Source organism: Nostoc sp. KVJ20 (assembly GCF_001712795.1).
Classification (GTDB): domain Bacteria; phylum Cyanobacteriota; class Cyanobacteriia; order Cyanobacteriales; family Nostocaceae; genus Nostoc.
Genome location: NZ_KV757554.1, coordinates 25,120 through 40,986, shown reverse-complemented (window position 1 = coordinate 40,986; position 15,867 = coordinate 25,120). Strand labels below are relative to the sequence as shown.

The 15,867-nt window shown below is 43.2% G+C and carries 12 protein-coding genes and 1 riboswitch; of the genes, 7 read left to right on the top strand and 5 right to left on the bottom strand.

All coding sequences use genetic code 11. The features are described 5' to 3' along the window. Positions 1 to 886: 886 nt before the first annotated feature. A complete protein-coding gene (locus tag A4S05_RS03915; protein ID WP_069068513.1) occupies positions 887 to 2,158 on the top strand; it encodes an urease accessory protein UreH domain-containing protein in 1,272 nt (423 codons plus the stop codon). Continuing rightward, positions 2,133 to 2,831: a hypothetical protein gene (locus A4S05_RS03910; RefSeq protein WP_141699640.1), complete on the top strand. Its 699-nt coding sequence runs from the start codon at positions 2,133 to 2,135 to the stop codon at positions 2,829 to 2,831. The genes A4S05_RS03915 and A4S05_RS03910 overlap by 26 nt, the downstream gene beginning before the upstream one ends. Positions 2,832 to 2,919: 88 nt before the next feature. On the opposite strand, the gene galE is transcribed toward A4S05_RS03910, so the two are convergent. After that, the gene (gene galE / locus A4S05_RS03905; RefSeq protein ID WP_069068512.1) at positions 2,920 to 3,918 is read right to left on the bottom strand and encodes a UDP-glucose 4-epimerase GalE; all 999 of its coding nucleotides are present in this window, start codon (positions 3,916 to 3,918) and stop codon (positions 2,920 to 2,922) included. Positions 3,919 to 4,082: 164 nt separating this feature from the next. Between galE and A4S05_RS40005 the strand changes: the two genes are divergently transcribed. The 4 genes from A4S05_RS40005 to A4S05_RS03890 all read left to right on the top strand — a co-directional run bounded on the left by A4S05_RS40005 (position 4,083) and on the right by A4S05_RS03890 (position 7,978). Continuing rightward, positions 4,083 to 4,343 carry a hypothetical protein gene (locus tag A4S05_RS40005; RefSeq protein ID WP_141699639.1) on the top strand — a complete coding sequence of 87 codons (261 nt, stop codon included), beginning with the start codon at positions 4,083 to 4,085 and terminating at the stop codon, positions 4,341 to 4,343. A gap of 3 nt (positions 4,344 to 4,346) precedes the next feature. Next, on the top strand, positions 4,347 to 5,000 hold the full coding sequence (locus A4S05_RS03900) for a septal nanopore formation protein FraI (RefSeq protein WP_069068511.1): 654 nt from the start codon (positions 4,347 to 4,349) through the stop codon (positions 4,998 to 5,000). 190 nt (positions 5,001 to 5,190) lie between these two features. Then, entirely contained in the window at positions 5,191 to 6,942 is a 1,752-nt protein-coding gene (locus A4S05_RS03895; RefSeq protein WP_069068510.1) for an ABC transporter ATP-binding protein, read from the top strand. Positions 6,943 to 7,303: 361 nt separating this feature from the next. Then, positions 7,304 to 7,978: a HupE/UreJ family protein gene (locus tag A4S05_RS03890; RefSeq protein WP_069068509.1), complete on the top strand. Its 675-nt coding sequence runs from the start codon at positions 7,304 to 7,306 to the stop codon at positions 7,976 to 7,978. 316 nt (positions 7,979 to 8,294) lie between these two features. On the opposite strand, the gene A4S05_RS03885 is transcribed toward A4S05_RS03890, so the two are convergent. After that, positions 8,295 to 11,414, bottom strand: coding sequence for a hypothetical protein (locus A4S05_RS03885; RefSeq protein WP_069068508.1), 3,120 nt, complete (start codon positions 11,412 to 11,414; stop codon positions 8,295 to 8,297). Between the two features lie 486 nt (positions 11,415 to 11,900). Here A4S05_RS03885 and A4S05_RS03880 point away from each other — a divergent pair, with 486 nt between their 5' ends. Beyond that, positions 11,901 to 12,104: a high light inducible protein gene (locus A4S05_RS03880; protein ID WP_069068507.1), complete on the top strand. Its 204-nt coding sequence runs from the start codon at positions 11,901 to 11,903 to the stop codon at positions 12,102 to 12,104. A gap of 205 nt (positions 12,105 to 12,309) precedes the next feature. On the opposite strand, the gene A4S05_RS03875 is transcribed toward A4S05_RS03880, so the two are convergent. From A4S05_RS03875 to A4S05_RS03865, 3 genes are all read right to left on the bottom strand, one after another. Next, the gene (locus A4S05_RS03875) at positions 12,310 to 13,647 is read right to left on the bottom strand and encodes an ArsB/NhaD family transporter (RefSeq protein ID WP_069068506.1); all 1,338 of its coding nucleotides are present in this window, start codon (positions 13,645 to 13,647) and stop codon (positions 12,310 to 12,312) included. 114 nt (positions 13,648 to 13,761) lie between these two features. Then, positions 13,762 to 14,382, bottom strand: a complete 621-nt coding sequence (locus tag A4S05_RS03870; protein ID WP_069068505.1) for a universal stress protein — start codon at positions 14,380 to 14,382, stop codon at positions 13,762 to 13,764. Between the two features lie 179 nt (positions 14,383 to 14,561). Next, positions 14,562 to 14,779, bottom strand: a riboswitch (cyclic di-AMP (ydaO/yuaA leader). A 16-nt stretch (positions 14,780 to 14,795) separates the two neighbouring features. Continuing rightward, positions 14,796 to 15,632 carry an ABC transporter ATP-binding protein gene (locus A4S05_RS03865; protein ID WP_069068504.1) on the bottom strand — a complete coding sequence of 279 codons (837 nt, stop codon included), beginning with the start codon at positions 15,630 to 15,632 and terminating at the stop codon, positions 14,796 to 14,798. Positions 15,633 to 15,867: the final 235 nt, after the last annotated feature.

The window sequence follows — 15,867 nt, the reverse complement described above, 5'->3', positions numbered from 1 at the left end:
ATTTTAATCGAATTATTACCCCCCTTAGTCCCCCCTTATAAAGGGTGGAAACAATAAAATCCAGTTCCCTCACGCCACATGCTTCAAGTCGGCGAAGCCGCCCAACGCAGTGGCTCCCCTTTATAAGGGGAGGGCTAGGGTGGGGTAAAAAAATTTTATACATCAATCATGACTTTTCAAACATCCTCTTACATAGCCGTAACATACCTACTTAATATCTAATTTATAAATAGGCTCTTAGAATTTTAGTTAAATCTTACTACATAAGTTTTTGTTTAATTTAGTAAAATCAAGACTTTACTGCTAGGTTGACAACTTTATTGTTAATTCAAAGCCTCAATAGAAATTCATTTTATTAGAACAAACTAGCAATGATTATTTAATATCAGTTTCAAACTTTCAAGTCAAGAAAAATGCAACAAATATAGATTTTATCAAACCATCCAAGACCTACACAGCCGTTATATACTCTACTTAATATTTACTAAATAGGCTCTAAGGGAAAAGTACTTATCAATCGACAGATGGCTCGTTGGAAGAATCTCACTTTTGTAAAAAGCCTAGCGAATGGAATTCGCGGCTACAGGGGACAAAACCTGCCTACGCGGGTTTCCAATTTCTTAAGTCCGCGCAGGCGGACGAAAGTTTGTGTAGCCGCGATTTCTAATCGCCAGGTATATTTGCTTTCTTCTTTCCTCATAAGTAAACATCAAGTTTGACGCTTTGTCTTTTGACAGCGATCGCAACTTTAGTTAAAGTGCCGCACTAGAGGAGTACTGAGTACTCAGTACTGAGCAAAGAAGAAGAGAAAAAAAGTTCTTCTTAATTCTTCAAAATCTTTATTTTTAGACTCAGGACTCATGACTCAGAACTCAGGACTTTTTTTATGGTAGATTTACTGCTGATTTCAATCCTGGGGTTCCTGGGGAGTTTTGGACATTGCTTTGGGATGTGTGGCCCTCTAACAGTGGCATTTTCCCTGTCTCATCAGCCAAAAATAGCGCAAACAGTCTCCTTAGGACGGACATCAACCTTAGAAAAGTCCGAGACTTGGCAACAGCAATTAAAATTTCACATCCTGCTAAATCTAGGGCGGATGTTGAGCTATGCTCTAGTCGGTGCTGGCATTGGGGCGCTGGGTTCGGTATTGCTACAAGGTGGACAGCTAGCTGGTGTTGGTAGTGACTTCCGGCGCTGGATGGCAATTCTAACTGGTGTGATGCTGATTTGGTTTGGATTAGGACAAATAAAACCCGATTTACTACCGCGCATTCCCGTATTACACCCCCTATTGCAAGGTAGTTTACACGATCGCCTCAGCAGCGGAATGGTTAAGCTTTCCTTAAAAACCAAATGGTGGACACCAATGCTTTTGGGGATGACTTGGGGTTTAATGCCCTGTGGTTTCCTGTATGCTGCCCAAATTAAAGCCGCTGAAACTGGCAATTTATGGATGGGTACAGCTACTATGCTGGCTTTTGGCTTGGGAACCTTACCCACAATGCTAGGTGTAGGCATCTCCACATCATTGGTAAGTAAAGACAGGCGCAGTCAGTTGTTTCGATTAGGCGGTTGGGTGACGCTCACCATTGGCATCATCACCTTATTGCGGACTGGTGACACAATGGTAGATTACACCGGACACGCCGCTTTAATTTGTTTAATTTTGGCGCTAATTGCGCGTCCCATTAGTGGCTTATGGGCTTCACCACTGCGTTATCGCCGGGGCTTGGGAGTGGGATCTTTTGTGCTTTCTGTGGTTCACACCGTCCACATGATAGAACACTCATTGCAATGGAATTTTGCCGCCTTTTCTTTTCTGCCGCCAGAATTTCAGTGGGGTATGGCTGCGGGTGCTGTAGCATTGGTATTAATGTCCCCCGCCGCTTTAACAAGTTGGGAATCTTTGCAAAAATCTTTGGGCAAGCGTTGGCGACAGATTCATCTATTGGGTGTGCCAGCCTTGCTCTTGAGTGCCATTCATGCTGTGTTGATTGGTTCCCATTATCTGGGTTCCTTGCAATCAACTTGGGGAAATAAATTAGCAGCAGTACTGATGGGAATTATTACCCTCAGTGTATTGATGGTGCGATCGCGCTTTTTTTGGTCAAATTTAGCCGTAGAAAAGTTTTATGTTCCCCCAACCAAATCGCGGTAAATCATCCTTATTTTCTGGCTCCATCCCAACGAGTCAAAAACAGAGGCTTTACCCGCTCAAAAACATTTTTTGGCAGAGTCAAGGAACAATAAAGTATTTATTATTCCTGAGTTGCTTAGTTATATCAATAACTAATCTGCAACCTGTATCTGCTCATAAAGTGGAAGTATCCGGAGATGTCGGCGGTACTCTCCACATTGAACCAAATGATAATCCCCGTGCTGGAGAACCCTCTCAAGCTTGGTTTGCCCTTACCCGCAGAGGTGGAAGGGTGATTCCCCTCTCACAGTGTAATTGTGAGTTGGCTGTTTATGCCCAACCCTATGCAGCGGGAGAGCCACCACTCCTAGAACCACAGTTAGAACCTGTGTCAGCTGAACGCTATAAAGGCATCCCAGGGGCGGAAGTTGTCTTTCCCAAGCCAGGGATTTATGAGTTGCAACTAAATGGTAGACCAGCCTCCGGGGCAAGATTCAAACCCTTTAACTTCAAATTTGAAGTTACTGTAGCAGGTGGATCTACACAGAACTCACGAAACCTACGGGATGTCAATGGTGATTTAGTAGAGGGTGAATCTCAGAAATTACCAACTTGGGCGATCGCACTTCCAATCCTCGGATTTATCGGCATATTAGTTGTTGTACTGCAAAATATGAGGCGGAGTGGGGAGTAGGGAGTAGGGAGTGGGGAGTAGGGAGTAGGGGAAGCACATAATAATTATTATTCTTCCCCATTCCCCATTCCCCATTCCCCATTCCCTCCTACTTATGTCGCTTTTTATGCCACTGCCACGCATGAGTGACAATATCTTGGATGGATAGATACTGAGGTTGCCAGCCTAAGATTGTTCTGGCTTTCTCGCTGGTGCCGATGAGAATTGGGGGATCGCCAGGACGGCGATCGCGTTCTTCTACTGGTATGGAAATTCCTGTTATCTGTTCGGCTGCGGCAATAACTTCTCTAACGGAGAAACCGCTGCCATTACCCAAATTAAAAACTTCGCTATCGCCACCTTTTAATAAATATTCCAATCCCAAAATATGGGCATCTGCTAAGTCGTTGACATGAATATAATCGCGAATACAAGTACCATCGGGTGTGGGGTAATCGGTGCCGAAAATTGAGATGGATTCTCTTTTACCTAAAGCGGTCATTAGCACCAAGGGAATCAAATGGGTTTCTGGGTTGTGATCCTCGCCCAGTAAGCCATTGGGATTAGCACCAGCAGCATTAAAATAGCGAAAACGCACTGATTGGAAACCGTAAGCAACATCAAAATCAGAGAGAATCCGCTCTACCATTAGCTTTGTAGCGCCATAAGGATTAATCGGATTTTGGGGATGGGTTTCTGGAATGGGCACAAATTCTGGTACTCCGTAGGTGGCACAGGTAGAAGAGAAGACAAATTTCTTCACAGATGCCGCCAGCATCGCTTCTAACAGGGTGAAAGTACCAAGGACATTATTTCGGTAATATTTGGCTGGGTCAGTCACCGATTCTCCTACGTAGGCGTAAGCAGAAAAGTGCATCACAGCAGAAATATCGTGGGTTTTAAATATGTCATCTAGCAAAGTGCGATCGCCTGTATCCCCAACGATCAGTTCTACCTCTAAAACCTTTTCTACAAGGTCACGATGCCCATAGACCAAATTATCAAGTATGACAACGTTATAACCCGCTTGCTTCAAGGCAAGCACTGTATGGGAACCAATATATCCAGCTCCCCCTGTTACCAAAATGGTAGGCTTTCCAGGCGACATAGTTTTTCCTTTTGAGTGGATTACTCAATTAATTTAGTTTACCGGTGCTACATTACTCTTCTGGAAAATTATAAATAATAGGCGCAGTGTCAAAAAATTGCACTAAAATCACTACGACGGTAGTAGTCTTTGGGTGTGAGGTTTGAAGTATTTTAAGTCAAACAGTGCGATTACAATTTGACAATCAAATAAATCCATTTCCCGGAACCTCTAGGTTGGCCCTTACGGGTGACGCTTATAGCGTCGCTAAAGCTAGGAAGTCGCCAGTTGTTTTATCCAGGGAAATTATGCACGGCAGTTCCTTCTGGGAAGCCACTCCGTTGCGGGGGTTCCCTCCCGTTGAAGGAAGTGGCGTGAAAACCCCGATTAAAGTGAACTGCCTCACCACCACACTGGCTCACCGCACCAGAAAATTTGAGAGTTAATCTATGTTTCTATTGCTAAGTCGAGTACTGCTGTGGCTGCTGATTGGCACTATCGTATATTCTCTGTTCCAGCGATTTTATCCCTCTGGAACTTTTGTAGGGCGATTAATCTTAGTCGTTATCTTGGTAATCGTAGCCCTGTCATTTCTTAACCCCAACGAACCAGCTGTGGCGTCGTTGTGGAGGATGATATCTTTTCCACTCAAGCCTCTAGGAGCTTCTGTTTTACTGATGATTCTTGCAGCTCAGAAAATCAAAGGAGGTGGAATAGAGAAACCAGGAGGATACCTGATAGGTTGGTCACTGACGATTTTGCTGTTGGCAAGCACACCAGCAGTCGCCTATTTTCTTTATAGAGCACCTCTAGCAATGACAGGTGAAACATCTGTAGCAAGTGCCGCACCGATATCTGGGACACTGGTAGCATTAGGGCAACCAACCACTGCCGTGAATATCTCTGATGTGACTGGGGATAGCATTCTTTCTTATAATTTGAGAGTGCCTCCCTACCTATTACAAGGAAATCCTCAAGATATTCGCACACGCGGGTTACGGCTTGAAGACTTTGTACCAAATTCAGAAACGTTGCTATTGACAACAAGAACTTGGGAAAGTTATCTCGCTGAAGTTTACAGGTTCTTGCGTGTTCAGCGGTAATAAAGTAAAAAAAGGGGTAAAGGGTAAAGGGTAAAGGGCAAAGGGCAAAGGGTTGAATTACTTAGCCCACTGTCTCCAAATAGGTTTTTACCCTTCCCCATTCCCCATTCCCTATTCCCTATTCCCTCTGCATAGCTGTCTGCTGGGACTAGCAGTTAATCTATGATGATAAAGTTGCAAAATTGCTTGAATGGCAAAATCTCGACGACTCGCTAAACTCGGTGCTTACCTACGACCCCATTGGCAGGAAATGTCCTTGGGCATTCTGGCTTTGTTGTCTGTTAATGCACTGGGTGTTTATATCCCTTGGTTGATTCGTGCTGGTGTCGATAAACTCTCGACAACCTTCAGTTGGAACCAAATACTACATTACGTAGTGATCATTGTCTTGCTTAGTTCGGCAATGTGGCTAATGCGGATGGCATCCCGCATTTGGCTATTTGGGGTGGGGCGGCAGGTAGAATTTGACCTGAAACAACGGATTTTTGAACACTTACTCAAGCTGGAGCCGGCTTATTTTGCCAGTAATACTGCTGGCGATTTGATTAATCGGGCTACCAGTGATGTGGACAATATCAAGCGTTTATTGGGTTTTGCAGTTTTGAGTTTGGCAAATACTGTGTTTGCCTACGCCCTGACACTGCCTGTAATGCTGGCCATTAGTGTGGATCTCACACTAGCCTCCCTGGCAGTGTACCCTTTTATGCTCTTGCTGGTGAGTCTGTTTAGCGATCGCTTACGCAAACAACAAGCAGCAGTCCAAGAGCAACTCTCTGACATCAGCGAACTCATTCAGGAGGATATCAGTGGCATTGCCTTAATTAAAATCTATGCCCAAGAAGCTAATGAACGTCGAGCTTTTGCTAAGAAAAATCAGCAGTTATTGACTGCTAACTTAGAACTGGCAAAAATCCGAAATACGCTGTTTCCGTTAATTGGTGGGCTAGCTAATGTCAGTTCACTGGTGATTATCTGGCTAGGGGCGGCGCGGATGTCTTCTGGGACACTTCAGGTTGGCGACTTTTTAGCACTGTTAATTTATGTAGAGCGTCTGGTTTTCCCCACAGCCCTTTTAGGATTCACAATTACTGCCTACCAACGGGGTGAAGTTAGTATAGATCGCCTTGAATCTATTCTCTCTGTCACACCGAAAGTTAAAGATGCAGCCGATGCGATACATCTACCGATGGCTGAACTTAAAGGGGAACTAACAGCTAAAAATCTTACCTACAATTACCCTGGTTCCACTACTCCAGCTTTAGCAAATATTAACTTTACCATTGCTCCTGGAGAAACTGTAGCGATTGTTGGGGCAATTGGTTCGGGGAAATCGACTTTGGCCAATGCTTTGCCGCGCTTGCTGGATATTGAATCAGGACAGTTGTTTTTAGATGGGCTGGATATTACTAAAATAGCTTTGACAGATTTACGATCTGCGATCGCCTACGTTCCTCAAGATAGCTTTCTATTTAGCACCACAATCAAAAATAATATCCGCTATGGCGATCCAGTTAGCGAACAAGAGCAGATAGAATATGTTGCTAAACTTGCTCAAATTGAATCAGAAATTAACAATTTTCCCCAGCAATACGAAACTATTGTTGGCGAACGCGGTATTACTCTTTCTGGCGGTCAGCGGCAACGGACTGCTTTAGCTAGGGCAATGCTGGTCAATGCGCCAGTGTTAATTTTAGATGATGCTCTCTCTAGTGTGGATAATCAAACAGCCACACAAATCCTCAACAATCTTTCCAGTGGTACAGACCGCAAAACAGTAATTTTTATTACCCATCAATTATCAGCAGCGGCGGCGGCTGATCGAATTTTTGTGATGGAAAAGGGAAAAATTGTTCAGATCGGAAATCATTTAGAACTTTTACAACAACAGGGTTTATACAGAACTTTGTGGAGCCAACATCAAGTTGAGGAATTACTGCGGTGATATCTTAAACCACTGATTCAGTGTACTTGCTGAGTATAGCAGGAGGCAGGAGGCAGGAGGCAGAAGGCAGGAGGCAGAAGGCAGGAGGCAGAAGGCAGGAGGCAGAAGGCAGGAGGCAGAAGGCAGAAGGCAGGAGGCAGGAGGTAAAAGTATTACTATTCCTAGCCTTGGGGTTTTCAATCTGAAACCCTTGCAAACAATTAATTACGAATTACGTTAGCGCAGCGTTAGCGACGCAGGAGCGTCATTACGAATTACGAATTACGAATTCCGCCTTGCGGTACTAGCGTAATTACCACGTTAGTTTTTTGGGGTAAGTGGGTAGTATAAATTACCGAAAAAACTAATTTGGCGTATAGTGATGTTCAAAACTAAATTATCACCATTCCGTACTTCACGGGAATTTTATACCTCGAATTTAATGTATCGCCATATTGGGGCGATCGCAGTTCTACTTTTAATTAGCTTGCTGAGTTCATTAAGTGGAACACCAGTTGACCATACCATCTCTAACTACTGGGAAGGCTTTCTCTGGGGACTGGCAGATCCAGTAATTGGCTTGGATTGTTTAGTTGGTATTGTTGCTATTGGCTTACTCTCATCTGTGTTTATTCGTGGCGCTGTGATAGTTGGATGTTTTGTCTTAGCAGCAATATTGGGCATTGTAATTCATCTATCCCAGCTAAATTTTCCAGGTGTAGAAATAGCGATCGCTATTTCTACGATCATTTTTAGTACTATGCTGATGATGCCAAATCAACCAAACTTTGTGGTACTTGCTCTGATGGGCATCAGTGCTGGTTTATTTCAGGGTTACACTGTTGCTGAATCTATTATTGGGGCAGGAACGATACCATTAATTGCCTATATAGTAGGTATGACCTTAACTCTGTTTGCAGTTGCCATGAGTGCCAGACAAATTGGTGTTGCAATGGGTATGGGAGAAACCAACCGAACTTTACCCTGGAAAATTACCATTGCTGGCTTCGCTTTCTGTGCGATCGGCATTGTGTTTTTGAGCAGTTCAGTTATTTAAATAATATATTTCAATTCAGTGGAATACATTCCTTCGTGGGGGCGTACACCTAGCTGTGCGCCCCCACTCGTGATATTGAGTTCCATCCCATCACCGTGTTACCCCACCCTAACCCTCCCCTTGTAAAGGGGAGGGAACTAGATTTTCTTGTTTCCCCCCTTTACAAGGGGGGATTAAGGGGGGTAAAACGTATGTGGGATAAGCGTTTAAGCTTAACTTGAAACCAATGTTCATGAATAAACCCTACAGCGTAAGTCCTAAATACAAAAAAGCCTCCCATACCGGGAGGCTTAAAAGTTAGCGGAGACAACTTAAACTACAGCGCAATTACAGCGATCGCTCCTCCTAATGCAGAGAAAATCGCGGAGACGAGTGCTGTGGCAAACAGCCACCAAGCTGCTGTAGCTGCGGCTTTGCGGGTTTCTTCTGCTTGCCGCTGGGCTTGATGTTTCACCTGTTCTAGGCGGCGTTGGGCTTCGTGCTGTATGCGTTCTGCACGTTGTAATACTGTGTTGCGGGCCCGTTCAATTTGGTCGATAATCCGGTTGGCATCTTCCTCGGAGATGTCCTCACGAGAACTCATAATTGCCACTAGGGTATCACGGTCAAAAGAGGATAGACGATCGCGCAGAGCATCAAACCCCGCCTGGGGATCGTCAAAGAATGTGCGAACATCGTGCTTGATGCTGTCATAGTTAAGTTCCGGGCGATCCAAGGAGTTGAGGTAGTTACGAATGCGGCCAAAAACTCCATCAATTGCATCTTGAATGCCTCGTTGAATATTCCGCACTTGTTCTACAAATTGATCTCTGACGGATACAATGTTGTCGGCAATCCGCGCCGCTTCTTCATCAGAAATATCTTCCCGAATTTTCAGCAGGGCGATGATGGTAGAACGGTCAAAATGGGAAAGGCGATCGCTAAAACTTTCCACCCCGACTCGTGGATCGTGCAACAATAATTGCAAGTCGCGTTTGATACCTTCAGGATTGAGTTCTTCTTTGCCTGTTTGGCGCAGATACTCTTCCACATAACCTTTGAATGTTTCCACTCTTTGCTGTGTGCGGCTAGCAAGGCGACGAGGCGCACGTACAAAGTTGCGAATCGAAGTTTGGGTGGAATCAATGATTTCATTGACTTGTTCTTCACTCAAATCTTGACGTTGACTAAGCAACTTCACCAGTGTATCCCGGTCTAACTGCGACAACCGACGGCGTAGTGCTACCGCTCCCTCTTTGGGATTTTCAAACAATCTGGTCAAATCTCGTTGAATACCTTCTGGATTCAATTCTTGTTTACCAGTATTCCGGAGATAATCTGCGATCGTGGTGGTAACAGAGTCGTATTGCTCTTTCGCCTTATCTGCTAAAGCTTGGGGTGTGTGGCGAATACTATGCCATGACTCCTCAGCAGTATTGATGATTTGATTAATTTGATCTTCACTCAAATCTTCCCGCTGATTCAACAATTGCACCAAGGTATCGCGGTCAAAGCGAGACAATCGCGCCCGAATTGAGGTGATTCCACCTTGGGGATCTTCCAGTAACTTTTTGAAGTCGGCGCGGATGGCATCAGGATTCAGTTCTGATTTTCCGGTGTTACGCAGATATGATTCTACATTCAGCCACAGGGTTTCTGCTTGATATTGTGCCTGTTCAGCTAGTCCTTTGGATTCTACCAAGACGCGATCGCGTTGTTTTTCCAACTCATCCAGAATGGTGTCTACTTCATATAGCTGGACATCATTACGTTGCAGCAATATCTCCCGAATTTCCTGCCTTTCAACCTGCGCCAATCGCAATGTCAGAGTTTCATAATCTGCCTCTGGGTCTTGCAACAGAGGTTTGAAATTCTGCTCAATGCCTTCGGCTGTAAAATCTGCTTTTGGAGTAACGAGCAGATAACTTTCCACTGCGCGTTGCAAATCTTGGACTATATCTCTTTCTTCGTTCGCTCTCACTGTCACTAGCACTTCTTTACGGACAGTTTCTAACCGATCGGCAATGCGCTGAATTTGTCCTTGAGTGAGCAATCCCCGCTGTTGGAGGATTTTGGCGAAATCATTACGAGATAGTCGTTCTAGTTCCCTGCGGACGATTCCAGGGTCAGCTGCGGGGTCGTAGATGACATCATGAAATTCCTGAGTGATTTTTTCTGGACTCAGTTGCCAAGCATAAGTGTTGTAGAGGTAATTTTCTACATCAGCCCGAATCGGACTATAAGGTTGCGATGGTGTTGGCAACCCTAGCTTATCTGCTTCTTGGGTGACTTTATCTTTGGCAGTGGTGAGGCTACGCAAGATTTTTTCTACATCCAAATCAGACAAATCTGTTCTTCCCAACACAATGCCGGTTAAGGCAGATAGTCCTTGCTGGAGTGTACTTTGAATTGGCCCCGTAGCTGCCTTTTGGTCAGATTCTTTGGAACCACCCTTTTCTGCGACTAACCGATCCAGCTTGGCGTTGAGTTCATCTGTCTTGCTTTGTCCTGGTGGAAGTGATTTTAGATAATCCATCAACTCACCCAAACGGTCTTCCGTGGGTGGTTGCTGACTTACCACTTGCTGCCAAACTTTATACAGCGTATCAGCAATGCGGCTAACGTCTTTTTTGGAAAGGTCGGTGCGGCTGCTGACTAACTCGATGAACTTTTGGCGGTCGATGTTGCGGATATCTGGAGTCCCTGCGATCGCTTTTAACTGCGGATCGTTGAGTAAATTTTCAAAATCACTCCGAATCTTTGACACATCGATTTCTGGAGGACGGATCTTTTCTAAGTAATCTTCAATGTTTTCCCGGATACTTACGGGGTCAATGGCGCTTCCTAGTTCCCGACGAACGGCGGCGGCGGCGGCTTCAGCTGTTGCGACCACTTGGTTATTCACAGCTTTAGCGCCCAGTGCGGCGGTAGCAGTCCCCATAATCGCCTGAAACCCGGAGGTTGCTGTATTGACGACTGAGCCAATTAAGGAGCCTACTGTGGTGGAACTTACCCAAACGAGAATTAGAAAGTAAGCACCCCAAATCACCAAACCGAGAATCGCTCCCAATCCTGGATCTAAGATTACCAGGCTCAATTTTACTGCGAGGAAAGAAGCGATTAATAAGGCGATCGTCACAGTGATTAATGTCCAAATCCCCACTGCTGTGCCGATTTTGCGAATGCTGCCACCCAAACTTCCGACTTCCCCATCATCTGAATCCGAATCAGATGAGTGCCCCAGGTAGGAAATACCGGCTGCAAGGGAGAGATTAGTTAGAACTAATTGGAAAGCAAAGGCTAGAATCACGCCGGAGATTAAAGCCACAAAAAAGCGCGGCCCGGAAACGAGAGCCGATGCCTGTGCTGGTGTGACGTTTGAGGATTCTGCTGGAATCTGTGCCACCCACAATAGTGGTTTGTAGAGTCCTAGCATGATGTCCGTACTTTGGAACATTGTATTTCCTTCTTCTAAGGTTTAAATTTGGGGGAATTAAGATTTTCTTGAGAAGCAACTCTTAGTATTTATTTATTTTTGTACCTATGGCAATACCTAACTCTTTAGATCAGAATCGTAGAATTTAGCTGTTTAAAGCATCCATCCAAAGGCTGAAACCCTCATCCAGCGCAAGATATAACTTTTCTTATCTCTTGGCAAAAACTTCATCTAATTGGCAGATAAGATTATGTATATATCGTTCATTTTAATTTTTGATTGCTGATTTATAGCGATTTATTTGCCTCAATTGTAAACTTGTCAATGCATAATTTGGATTTATTTACATAGTTATTTGTTGTCACCCTCTCAAGGTGGATTTGTCCGTACCAATATGTTGTTGATTATCGTCCAGAAGAAGTGCCTATAGTTTGTTCCTATAGGCATAAAGCAGTTTAGTTATAAATAGCTACATTAAAGTTAACAAACACATCTTGAGTAAAAAAAATGGAAACACGTCCTTCAACTGATTTATCAACTGTTGCTAAAGCTTATAACGGCATAGATCGCAACGCATTTTTGTTTGGCTGGACTCCTCAAGCCGAAATCTGGAATGGTCGATTAGCAGCTATTGGCTTTCTTGCCTATTTACTTTGGGATTTAGCTGGTTTTAGCGTTCTGCGCGACGTATTACACATAATCGGTTACTAATAGTCTGCCACAGCCATTTTGACTGCTGAAAATATTTCGTAGTCAGCACTTTAGTGCTTCAAGCAGGGCTAAAGTTACTCACTAAGAACTTATCAAAATTAATGTGGTGGAGTACTAGAAATTAAACACCTAAAACGGCTTTAGCTCTACTTTGAGAGATGGAGCCGCTTATTACAAACTTTTAATTACTTACGCCTACTCAGAGCTAAAGTAAAAAGCGAACTAACACATATAAAGCTGAAGCTACCAGTTGTAATAGCATCACTGGAATACCGTAGTGGAGAAAAGTTTTAAATGAAATGCGGCGTCCATGCTGCTCAGAAATCCCAGCGGCTACGATATTAGATGATGCACCTACAAGTGTGCCATTACCTCCTAAAGTTGCACCAAACATCATGGCATAAAACAGGGGTAATACTTCTGGCGGAAACTGTCCTTGAAAGTCTTGTGCTAAAACTTCTGTGGGTGCTAATCCGACAGTCACAATATATTGTTTAAGTAAGGGAACCATCCCCACCACTAAAGGAATATTAGGAACTACGCTAGATAATATCCCCACAAAAAATAATAAAAATAGGGAACCCAGGATAATATTTTTTCCTAAAATTACTGCCAATATTCCTGATAAGCCATTGATTACACCTGTTTTTTCTAGTCCTCCAATTAGAACGAAAATACTCATAAAAAATATCAATGTACTCCAGTCTACATCCCGCAAAATGTTGTTAACTGAATCAATTTTGCTATGGTGAGATAAAAGCAAAGCTAAAGCTGCTCCTAACAAAGCTGCGGCAGCAGGTGAAATCGGAACTGGTAAAGATTCTCCGATGACAAAAAATAATAGGACGAAAAATACAATAATTGCACCAAAGCTTAAAGCACGTGGATGATTTATTTGCGGGTGCGGCAGTTCTTCAAGATTATCTAACTGTGTATTCCAAATTTTACGGAATAAAAATGGTAGCGTTGCAATCACTATGACAATAGCAATTACTCCTCCTAAACTCAATTCCAATAAATAATCTGTAAAGCTGATATTTACAGCATCACCGACAATAAATGTAGCAGGATCACCAACTAAAGTCAGCAGTCCGGCACTATTAGCAACAAACACCATTAAAATCAATAAGGGGACGAAATTTATCCCAACTTCTTCCGCCATTGGTGGAATTAAAGGTGCTAGCAACATTACTGTTGTGGCATTTGGTAAGACTGCACAAATGGGTGTCACTATAGCCACAATACCAAGTAATAGACGTTTGCCTTGTCCTTTAGCTAGAAGTACTATTTGAGTGGCTAAATAATCAAATATCTTCGTAGGCTCAAAAGCCCGTACTAACACCATAACTCCAAAAAATAAACCGAGTGTTCCATGACTTTTGCCGATGTAACCAACAGCTTCTTGCAAAGTCATGACGTTGCTAAAAACTAATAATAATGCTCCCAATAATGCCGCAATAGTGAGATGTACCCATTCTGTCATTACTAAAACAATGACGCTTATAAACGTAATCACACTAAGGATTGCTTGCCAGTTTTCCACACCCTAACCTCTCGAAGTTTAATTGGTTGAATAGTAGCGAAAAAAGCCACCTATTTATAGGTGACTTATCTGTGATTAAAATTGGATAAAAATTACTGAAATTTGAAATAGCGATTATTCATCAATACAACTGGGAATACCCAAAACGGCGCAGGGAAAATTAGAGCCTAGTGCCTCAATCATCGGATGATTCACAGAGTTGCAACCTAAAAACAGAATATCGGCATTTTCTGCTTCAACAACTTTGGCTAGTTCTGTGGAAATGCAGCCAAAGCGCAAATGAGATTTGAAGCAACCCTGCCATTCTTCAGCCAAACTTCGAGCTTGCCAGAGAATTATATCTGCTTGTTGTAGGGGAGTTACTACTGTCTGCAATTTTGGTTGAGTTAATACTAGTGTGACAGACTTTGATACTTCACTAACCTGACATTCCAATGAAGGCTGTTGTTGTGGAAAACTCAAGATATTTGGATACTGGCTGCTTTGATTATCTTCTAATACATAAACAGCTTGAACTGTAACTTCTACATTAGTAGCTAAACGGGTTTGATGGGCAATCCAAAAGGCAACATCTAATGCCGTATGACTTTTGGGAGATCCGTCATAAGCAACAATTAAATTAACCGCTTTTGAGCTTTGAGCTTTGTTATAAAAAGGTTTTTTTGGTTCTGGCAGCAGTACCATTTGTTCAATTAAGTCATCTCGACCTGTGGCACTTTGTAGACGTGCTAACATTGGCTTGATTTGCACAGCTTTACTTCTCCCAATGAAATGAATTAGCAATGAGAAGCAGGGGGGACAAATTTTGGATTTTGGATTTTGGATTTTAGATTGAGTAACGATAACCAAAATCTCAAATCTTAAATCAGTCAAGGAAACCCCAATAATAACTGTATTACAGCCAAACTCTTGGGGGTTCCTTCCATTGCCTACGGAGTTAGCTGACGGGCTAAGACTGGAAGGTGTCTCTCTCTTAGGAGTGCTGAGTCGTGAGTGCTGAGTGTTGAGTTAAAAATTAATTATTCTTCACTTTTTACTCTTAAATTGCCGCTCTCTGCAAGATTAGCCCCAAACATTGGTTCCTCCGTTTCAAATCCAGCTTTCATGAATTTGAATTAGGCTACCCACTAAAAAAATGATAATCTAATTTACTCGTCTTGGGCAAAATATCGATCAAGGAAATTTAGGGCGTGGTTGCGGAGTTCAAAATATTCTTTTGAGTTTCGCATGGCGGCGCGATCGCGTGGATGCTCAAAAGGAACTTCTAAAATCTCCCCGATATTAGCAGCTGGGCCATTGGTCATCAAGACGATGCGATCGGACATATAAATTGCTTCGTCTACATCGTGGGTAATCATCATCACTGCTTGACGATTATTTTCCCAAATATCTAATACTTGCCGCTGCAATTTGCCACGAGTTAGCGCATCTAGTGCCCCAAAAGGTTCATCCATCAGCAACATTTTAGGACGAATTGCTAAAGCTCTGGCAATACCTACTCGTTGTTTCATACCTCCAGAGATTTCATCAGGATATTTGTCAGCCGCCGCCGTCAAGTTTACCATTGCCAAGTGCTGATTTACAATGCTAATTTTCTCAGCCCGATTAGCATTTTTTAGCACTTCATCCACAGCTAAACGGATATTTTCTCGTACTGTTAACCAAGGTAACAAAGAATAGTTCTGAAATACCATCATCCGCTCGGCTCCTGGCTGACGAATTTCTTTTCCATCTAGCCGGACTGAGCCGGAAGTTGCTTTTTCTAAACCAGCTACTATCTTGAGTAGAGTTGATTTTCCACAACCTGAGTGACCAATTACAGAAATATATTCATCTTCACCAATGGTCAGATTAACTCCATCTAAAACGACAAAGTTCTCTTGATCAGGTGTCGGATAAGACTTGACTAAATTTTCAATTTCTAAAAATCCAGTGCGGGGCATAACTTCGGTTTGGGTATTAATAGGTAATGAAGTATATTCCATCATCAAATGCTCCCGAAATAATCTAGTCAATCAATTTTGGATTGTTTCCGATCAAAAGGATGCTGGCTGCTGATAGCGCAGCATTAGCGACGTATGATATAAATGGTCGCTGACCCACCCGACCGTATTGAACAGACAGGCTAACTTCAAAGTAGTAGTAAGATACTTGCCGCAGATAAATCGGTAGATCGGGGAAAGAACACTGTTAGCTGGTCTGCATATTGCAATAAATCCA

Bases quoted from the DNA above. Each gene is read 5' to 3' on its own strand.
- A4S05_RS03915 (WP_069068513.1), top strand. From the start codon at position 887: ATGGTAGATTTACTGCTGATTTCAATCCTGGGGTTCCTGGGGAGTTTT.
- A4S05_RS03910 (WP_141699640.1), top strand. From the start codon at position 2,133: ATGTTCCCCCAACCAAATCGCGGTAAATCATCCTTATTTTCTGGCTCC.
- galE (WP_069068512.1), bottom strand. From the start codon at position 3,918: ATGTCGCCTGGAAAGCCTACCATTTTGGTAACAGGGGGAGCTGGATAT.
- A4S05_RS03900 (WP_069068511.1), top strand. From the start codon at position 4,347: ATGTTTCTATTGCTAAGTCGAGTACTGCTGTGGCTGCTGATTGGCACT.
- A4S05_RS03895 (WP_069068510.1), top strand. From the start codon at position 5,191: ATGGCAAAATCTCGACGACTCGCTAAACTCGGTGCTTACCTACGACCC.
- A4S05_RS03890 (WP_069068509.1), top strand. From the start codon at position 7,304: ATGTTCAAAACTAAATTATCACCATTCCGTACTTCACGGGAATTTTAT.
- A4S05_RS03885 (WP_069068508.1), bottom strand. From the start codon at position 11,414: ATGTTCCAAAGTACGGACATCATGCTAGGACTCTACAAACCACTATTG.
- A4S05_RS03880 (WP_069068507.1), top strand. From the start codon at position 11,901: ATGGAAACACGTCCTTCAACTGATTTATCAACTGTTGCTAAAGCTTAT.
- A4S05_RS03870 (WP_069068505.1), bottom strand. From the start codon at position 14,382: ATGTTAGCACGTCTACAAAGTGCCACAGGTCGAGATGACTTAATTGAA.
- A4S05_RS03865 (WP_069068504.1), bottom strand. From the start codon at position 15,632: ATGGAATATACTTCATTACCTATTAATACCCAAACCGAAGTTATGCCC.